The organism is Nostocoides japonicum T1-X7 (assembly GCF_001046855.1).
GTDB classification, from domain to species: Bacteria; Actinomycetota; Actinomycetes; order Actinomycetales; family Dermatophilaceae; genus Nostocoides; species Nostocoides japonicum.
The window spans coordinates 3198825-3206523 of record NZ_HF570958.1; the positions used below are offsets into that span (position 1 = coordinate 3198825).

The 7699-nt window shown below is 72.0% G+C and carries 8 protein-coding genes; 5 read left to right on the forward strand and 3 right to left on the reverse strand.

From position 1 onward, the window contains the following. Positions 1–548: 548 nt before the first annotated feature. The 4 genes from BN12_RS14445 to BN12_RS14460 are packed head-to-tail and all read left to right on the forward strand — an operon-like array spanning position 549 to position 4466. Positions 549–1478, forward strand: coding sequence for a TIM barrel protein (locus BN12_RS14445; protein ID WP_157635500.1), 930 nt, complete (start codon positions 549–551; stop codon positions 1476–1478). Positions 1479–1530: 52 nt separating this feature from the next. Then, on the forward strand, positions 1531–2550 hold the full coding sequence (locus tag BN12_RS14450; protein WP_048553504.1) for a Gfo/Idh/MocA family protein: 1020 nt from the start codon (positions 1531–1533) through the stop codon (positions 2548–2550). Positions 2551–2571: 21 nt separating this feature from the next. Then, positions 2572–3573 carry a sugar phosphate isomerase/epimerase family protein gene (locus tag BN12_RS14455; RefSeq protein WP_048553507.1) on the forward strand — a complete coding sequence of 334 codons (1002 nt, stop codon included), beginning with the start codon at positions 2572–2574 and terminating at the stop codon, positions 3571–3573. Between the two features lie 14 nt (positions 3574–3587). After that, the gene (locus tag BN12_RS14460) at positions 3588–4466 is read left to right on the forward strand and encodes a sugar phosphate isomerase/epimerase family protein (RefSeq protein ID WP_048553510.1); all 879 of its coding nucleotides are present in this window, start codon (positions 3588–3590) and stop codon (positions 4464–4466) included. On the opposite strand, the gene BN12_RS26600 is transcribed toward BN12_RS14460, so the two are convergent. Both BN12_RS26600 and BN12_RS14470 read right to left on the reverse strand, forming a co-directional pair. Continuing rightward, a complete protein-coding gene (locus tag BN12_RS26600) occupies positions 4463–4888 on the reverse strand; it encodes an OsmC family protein (RefSeq protein WP_327152701.1) in 426 nt (141 codons plus the stop codon). The genes BN12_RS14460 and BN12_RS26600 overlap by 4 nt on opposite strands. 57 nt (positions 4889–4945) lie before the next feature. Next, positions 4946–6097 carry a TDT family transporter gene (locus tag BN12_RS14470; protein ID WP_083454662.1) on the reverse strand — a complete coding sequence of 384 codons (1152 nt, stop codon included), beginning with the start codon at positions 6095–6097 and terminating at the stop codon, positions 4946–4948. Positions 6098–6181: 84 nt separating this feature from the next. On the opposite strand from BN12_RS14470, the gene BN12_RS14475 reads away from it, so the two are divergent. Further along, positions 6182–7081 (forward strand): LysR family transcriptional regulator, encoded by a 900-nt coding sequence (locus BN12_RS14475; RefSeq protein ID WP_200901223.1) that lies wholly within the window; start codon positions 6182–6184, stop codon positions 7079–7081. 27 nt (positions 7082–7108) lie between these two features. Here the strand turns inward: BN12_RS14475 and BN12_RS14480 are convergent. After that, on the reverse strand, positions 7109–7699 hold a 591-nt coding region (locus BN12_RS14480; protein ID WP_200901224.1), incomplete at its 5' end, for a TetR/AcrR family transcriptional regulator.

The window sequence follows — 7699 nt, forward strand, 5'->3', positions numbered from 1 at the left end:
CCTCGACTCGGGTGGGGCGGATTTCGGGTCGAGGTATCCAGGGACCATCGGAGTGTCACCACGTACCTCGACTCGGGTGGGGCGGATTTCGGGTCGAGGTATCCAGGGACCTTCGCAGCGTCGCCACGTACCTCGACTCGGGCGGCGCTCATCGCGGTCGAGGTATCCAGGGAGCCGGCCCCTCGACCCGTCATCGAATACCTCGATCCGCTCCGGCAACGGCCGCGATGGCCCCGGCGCCCCGCATGCGACACGAGCGTCCAGCAATTGTCAGGACAAAGCCTTGACAAGGGCTCGGGGCGTGCCATGTACTTAGCACGTGCCAAGATGACACCCCGACGTCGCCCGACGACATCGTCTCCCGCACCAGCACGCCGAACCTGCCGAGCTACCCGCACCGCCACCCTGAACCCGCCGAGCCACCCCGAACCTGCCGATCGATCCGCACCGGCATCCGCACGAGCCGCATCCACACCAGCAGCGCCACACGCACCTACCCCGCACGTCACGTCCGCACCCGCAATGTCGCACCCGCAGAGGAACCTCCGATGGCTGACCTGTCCCGCCTCCGTCTCGGCACCGCCCCCGACTCCTGGGGCGTCTGGTTCCCGTCCGACCCGCACCAGGTCACGTGGGACGTCTACCTCGACGAGGTCGCCCGGGTGGGCTATCGGTACACCGAGCTCGGCCCGCAGGGCTTCCTGCCGCAGGATCCCGAGCAGCTGAAGGACGAGCTCGCGGCCCGCGAGCTCACCGTCTGCGGCGGCACCGTCTTCGCCGGCCTCCATCGTGGATCCGAGGCGCTCGCGGAGGCCAAGGAGGCGTTCGGGCGGGAGGCGGCGCTGCTGTCGGCGGTCGGGGCGGAGTACCTCGTCCACCTGCCCGAGCAGTACACCGACATGCACTCCGGCGTGGCGACGGAGGGTGCGGACCTCGACCTCGAGCAGTGGAAGAACCTCGTGACCGGGACCGACGAGCTGGCCCGCTACCTGCTCGAGCGGTTCGGCGTCAAGCTCGTCTTCCACCCCCACGTCGACACCCATGTCGACACCCAGGAGCGGATCGAGCGGTTCCTCACCGACACCGACCCGGGGCTGGTCAACCTCTGCCTCGACACCGGCCACATCGCCTATTGCGAGGGCGACAACATCGAGATCATCGAGCGCTTCCCCGAGCGGATCACCTACGTCCACCTCAAGTCGGTCGACCCGGCCGTCCGCGCCCGGGCGCTCGCCGAGGACCTTCCGCTCTCGGAGGCCGTCAAGCTCGGCGTCATGTGCGAGCCGGCCTACGGCGTGCCCGACATGCCGCCGCTCCTGGGCGCCCTCGCCGGCCTCGACCGCGACATCTACGCCGTCATCGAGCAGGACCTCTACCCCGTCGAGCCCGACGTCCCCCTGCCCATCGCCGCGCGGACGGCGGGCTACTACGCCGCCTGCGGCCTCGGCCCCGTCCGCCACTGGACCGGCTCCCGCTGACCCGGGCACGCCGCATACCGGACGACACGCACCCCAGACAAGGAGCACCCTCATGTCGAACACCCCGGACCTGCGCGTCGGCGTCGTCGGCGCCGGCCTCATGGGCACCGACCACATCACCCGGCTCACGACGACGATCGCCGGAGCGACGGTGTCGGCGATCGTCGAGCCCGACGAGACGCGCTCGGCCGCCGCGACGGCCCTCGCACCGGGCGCGGCGACGTACACCCGCATCGAGGACGCCCTCGAGGCCGGCGCCATGGATGCGGTCGTCGTCGCGACCCCCGGCCAGTTCCACGAGCCCGTCCTCCTCGCGGCGCTCCGCGCGGGACTGCCCATCCTCTGCGAGAAGCCGCTGACCCCGGACCCCGAGTCCTCCTGGCGCGTCCTGGAGACGGAGCAGGCGGTCGGACGACGCCTCATCCAGGTCGGCTTCATGCGCCGCTTCGATCCGCAGTACCGGCAGCTGCGCGACCTCGTCGCCGCCGGCACGGCGGGGGAGCTGCTCATGGTCCGCGGCGTCCACCGCAACCCCGCCGTGCCCGGCAGCTACACCCAGCAGATGCTCATCAACGACTCCGTCGTCCACGAGTTCGACGTCGTCCCCTGGCTCGCGGGAGGCACCATCCGCTCGGTCGAGGTGCGGTATGCCAAGCGCAACGCCCTGAGCCCGGCTCACCTCCGCGAGCCGATCCTCGTCCTCATGGAGCTCGACAACGACGTCCTCGTCGACGTCGAGATGAACGTGAGCATCCAGTTCGGGTACCAGGTCGCGACCGAGGCGGTCTTCCAGCGCGGCGTCGCCCGGATCGGTCAGCCCGAGGGGCTCCAGCTGTGGCAGGACGCGGCGTTCCGGATCGCCGAGCACGAGGGCTTCGGCACCCGGTTCAGCGCGGCATACGACGCGCAGCTGCGGGCCTGGGTCGACGCGACCCGGCGCGGTGAGGCGACCGGTCCGTCCGCGTGGGACGGATACAAGGTCGCCGTCGCCTGCGCGGCGGGGGTGGAGGCGCTCGGCACCACCGGACCCGTCGCCCTCGACCTGCCACCTGCTCCCGACCTCTACGCCTGACCCGCACCTGGAAGGACCCTCATGCTCCTCGGCGCCTACGACGCGTGCCTGTTCGACAAGCCTCTCGGCGAGGCCCTCGACGTGCTCGCGGGGCTCGGCCTCCGCAGCGTCGAGATCAACTCGGGCGGCTTCCTGCCGCCGGTCCACCTGCCCGTGGCGGACATCCGGGCGAGCGAGCAGGCCCGGCAGGACTACCTCGGCGAGTTCGAGAGCCGGGGACTGACCCTCACGGCCCTCAACTGCAACGGCAACCCGCTCTACCCGCAGGAGGGCTTCCCCCACCGGCAGGACCTCCTCGACTCCATCGAGCTGGCCGCCCTCCTCGGGGTGAGGCGGGTCGTCACGATGTCCGGTGCCCCAGGGACCGACGCCGCCTCGACGCGGCCCGCGTGGAACCCCCTCACGTGGTGGAGCCCGCTCCTCGACGTCCGCGACTACCAGTGGGAGGTCGCCGTCTCCTTCTGGAAGGAGGTCCAGGCCCGGGCCGCGGACGTCGACGTCAGGGTATGCGTCGAGATGCACCCCGCGAACGTCGTCTTCAACCCCTCGACGATGCACCGGCTCGCCGAGGCGATCGGCGCGACCCACGTCGGCGCCGAGCTGGATCCCAGCCACCTCTTCTGGCAGGGGATCGACCCCGTCCGCGCGGTCCAGGACCTCGGCGACCTCGTCTACAACGCCGCGGCGAAGGACACCCGCATCAACGACGCCGCGAAGGTCAACGGAGTCCTCGACGACCGTTTCACGCGAGTGGCCTCCGGGGAGCCGGGTCACCTCTCCCTCGGCGGCGGCACGTCCCTGTCGGGCTGGCCGAGCAACGCCTCGTGGGACTTCGTCGCGGTCGGGCGCGGTCACGACGTGGCGTGGTGGACCGAGTTCCTCGGCGCGCTGCGCGCCGTCGACCCCGACCTGCCCGTCAACATCGAGCACGAGGACGCCGAGCTCGACCAGCTCGAGGGCCTGCGGTATGCCGTGACCACCCTGCTCGAGGCCGAGAAGGCCCTCCCGACACCCGCCAGCTGACCCGGAGGATCGCCATGGTGAAGATCGCGCTGGACCCGACGCCCTACCACGCCACTCACGACCTTCTGGACTTCTTCGACGTCGCCGCGCGCACCGGGTACGAATGGGTCCAGCTGACGCCCCACCCGGACCTCGTGCCGTTCTTCGGCCACCCGCGGGCCGACGCGGCATACCTCGCCGCGCTCCGGAAGCGGGCCGCCGACGCGGGAGTGGGCATCACCTCCCTGCTGCCCGTCCAGCGGTGGTCCTGGCCCGACGAGGGGCTGCGCGAGGCGGCCGTGCGCAACTGGCGCCGGATCATCCAGATCGCCGTCGACCTCGAGGTGCCCGTCATCAACACCGAGTTCTCCGGGCGGCCCGAGCGAGCCGAGGAGTCCGAGGCCGGGTTCTACCGGTCGATGGAGGAGCTCCTGCCACTCATCGAGGCGGAGGGGATCACCGTCAACATCGACCCCCACCCCGACGACTTCGTCGAGGACGGCCTGGAGGCGTGGCGCATCATCCGCGGCCTCGACACCTCGGCCGTCGGCTTCGTCTACGTCGGCAGCCACACCTTCCACTACGGCGACCGCGCGACGACCCTGCTCCCCGCGCTCGGCGACCGCCTCGGCGCCGTCTACACGGCCGACTCCTTCGACCACCGCCGCTCCCACGGGCTGCGCTACATCACCAACCCGCCGGGCAATCCCGCCCGCGTCCACCAGCACCTGCGGATCGGCGACGGCGACGTCGACTGGGCCGAGCTGTTCGGGACCCTGGCGGCGACGGGGTTCCTCGCCCGTGAGGACGCCATCATCTGCTCCAACGTCTTCGCCGAGGACGAGACGGCCGACGAGACCTCCCGCTACCAGCTGGAGACGATCCGCCGGCTCATCGCGGACGCGACCGCCTAGTCCTCGACGTCGACGGTCGGCTCGATGCGCACGTCGACGGCGAGGCTGTTCGCGATGAAGCACTCCTCGTGGGCGATCCGCACGAGGCGCGGCACCTTCTCCGATCCCCTGCCCCGCAATCGGATCCGGGGCCGCAGGACGATCTCGGTGATTCGCATCGGACGCTCGTCCTCCGGCATGACGGCGCTCGCCTCGTCGACGTAGCCGACGACATCGAGCCGGGCCCGCGCGGCGACCGCGAGGAAGGACAGCAGCTGGCAGGAGCTCGCGGCGGCGAGGAGCAGCTGCTCGGGGTTGGTGAGCTGTGGGTCGCCGCGGAAGGGGCCGGGTCGGCACTGAGGACGAGCCCGCCTGCCCCGTGCGGGATCACCTCGTGGGTGCGGCCGTACGCCTCGTACCCCGCGCCCGTCGACCCGGACCAGGTGAGCGTCGTCGCATAGGTATGCGTCGTCATGGCCTCGACGCTACGACGCGGCCTCTCAGACCGGTGCGGCACCCCGGGCCGCCTCGACGGACCGGCTCGCCGCGACCGCCCGGAGCGTGGCGACGGCGCAGAGGGTCCACGTCCCGACGAGGCCGGCCAGCGCCACGACCCCGATGGCCGACACGGCGGCGTGCCCGCCGTCGGATCCGAGGAGGTGGGCGCCGAGGGCGAGGGTGCCGAGCGGGAAGGTGAGCGACCACCAGGCGGGGGAGAACGGCATACGGGCCCGGAATCCACGGACGGTGGCGACAACCGCGACGACGACGACCGGCACGGCCGCCACGAGCATGACGTCGCCGTATGCGTGGGCGAGCCCGTGGACGGCCGGAACCGCTGCGGGAGAGAGGAACCGGTCGCTCTGGACGGCGATGGCCTGGGCGGCCGCCATCGACTGGCCGACGACGCCGAGCGGGATCCACAGCGTCGCCGCGGCCGCGAGCGGGACCTGCGAGACGCGGGCGTGCTGGTGGTATGCCGCGGCGAAGACGACGCCGCCGATGACGAGAGAGACGACGAAGCAGGCGACCGATACGACGAGCAGGGCGAGCTGGCCCGTGGGGGACGCCAGGTGCGGCACGAGGGCCGCGCCCGTCGTCGCCGACACCATCGGGGGAACGACCGGCAGCCCCCAGACGGGGGTTGGCGCGCCGAGGTCGCGCCTCACGACGGCCCCGAGGAAGGCGAGGGTCGTCGCGAGGCCGAGAAGCGTACCCACGCACCAGAGAACGAGATCCGCGACGAGGGCCCCGTGCGCGAGAGCCGGCGTGACCTGCGGTGCCACGATGAGCGTCGCGGACCCGACCGACAGGATGCCCATCGAGACGGTCCCCCACATCGGTGCGACGGCCGCCTCGGTGAGCGTGCTCGTCAGGGCGGCGCGATCCGCGAGGACGCGCGCACCGAACCCGACGCTGAGACCGACGAGCAGCGTCCACCCGACGAGCAGGACGGCGGTCGCCGGGACGAGCAGGTCGGGAGCGCTCGGCGCGTGGAGGCCGAGGAGCGCGGCGAGGATGCCGGTACCCATGACACTGCCGTACCAGCCGGGGCCGACCGGCGGGAGGATGGCACGGGGGACGGTCCGCTCCGAGTGCGGGGCAGCGGGGACGGTGCGAGGTCGGGCGGGCACGAGGGTCACGTATGCCATCGTGCGGTGCGACTCGGACCGCGGGTAGGGGCGTCACTCTTGTTCCGATACAAACACCGCTTGTGGCCACGTAGGCTGACCGGCGTGAGCCATCTCGCGCGGGTTCCGGACCTGGACCAGCTCCACGCACTCGTCGTCGTCTCGGCGCGAGGCAGCATGTCCGGCGCCGCCACCGAGCTGGGCGTGAGCCAGCAGGCCGTCAGCGCGCGCATCACGGCCGCGGAGCGGCTCCTCGGCGTCGCGGTCTTCGAACGCTCGACGCGCGGGGTCGCCGTGACGGAGGCCGGTCGCCTCGTCGTCACCTGGGCGCAGGCCGTGCTCGACGCCGCGACGGCCCTCGACAGGGGCGCGGAGTCCTTGCGGACCGAGGCCGCGGAGGTCGTGCGGGTCGCCGCGAGCAACACGGTGTCGGAGGCGCTGCTGCCCGGCTGGGCGGCGCGGCTGCGGGCCGAGCGCCCCGACGTGCGGATCCACGTCGTGCCCGGCAACTCCGAGACCGTCCTCGATCTCGTCGCCAAGGGCGAGGTGGACCTCGGCTATGTCGAGGGACCCCGGGTTCCCCGGACGCTGCGCTCACGCGTCGTGGCCCGTGATGTCCTCATGGTCGTCGTCCCGCCCGACCATGCGTGGGCATCGAGACGATCACCTGTCGGGCGGGAGGAGCTCGCCTCGACACCGCTCGTCCTCCGGGAGGAGGGATCCGGGACCCGGGAGCGACTCGAGCGGGCGATGCCCGAGCACGTCCCGCCGCGTCAGGTCCTCGGATCGACCGCGGCCGTGCGCGACGCCGCCATCACCCTCGGTGCGCCGACGATCCTCTCCTCGCTCGCCGTCCAGCGCGACCTCGAGGCCGGCCGCCTCGTCGCCGTCGCGGTCGACGACCTCGCGATGCCGCGTCGGCTCCGGGCGGTCTGGCATCCGAGCCGTCGCCCCCGGGGCATCGCCGCCGAGCTGCTCCGGCTCTCGGCCGCTCGCCCGGCATAGGACGGCACCCAGCCTCGGCGCCTGCGGTCAGCGTCCCCTGGCCTCCGGTGCCAGTCCGAGCGCGTTGGCCCACAGCCGGGTGCAGGTGCGGACGAGGTCCTCGACAGGGGTGTCCTCCTCGGCGACGCAGTAGGTGTAGTACGCCGTGAAGCTCACCATCGCCGACAGCGCGCTCGCCGACTGGTAGGCGTCGAGCTCGGTGTCGACGAGACCGCGGGCCTGGAGGTTGGCGATCCCTCGGGCGTTGCGCTGCACGAAGGCCTCGCCACGTCGGCGTCGCAGGGCCCTGAAGTTCGGGTCGAGGGTGGCGACCTGCTCCAGGAGCATCATGAGCCGGGCGTTCCGCTTGAAGGCGTTGAGGTATGCGCGGTTGCTCGCCTCGATGACGGCATACGGGGAGGTCTCGGGGTCGTCGAGGCGACCCGAACCCGGGTGCAGCATGTCGTCCTGGACCTGCTCGAGGACGGCGTGGAAGACCTGCTCCTTGTTCGCGAAGTACAGGTAGAACGTCCCCGTCGAGCACCGGGCCTCCGCCGTGATGTCCGCGAGCCGGGCGTCGATGTACCCGTCGCGCTCGAAGACCCGCCGGGCCGCGTCGACGAGCCGCGCCCGGGTCCG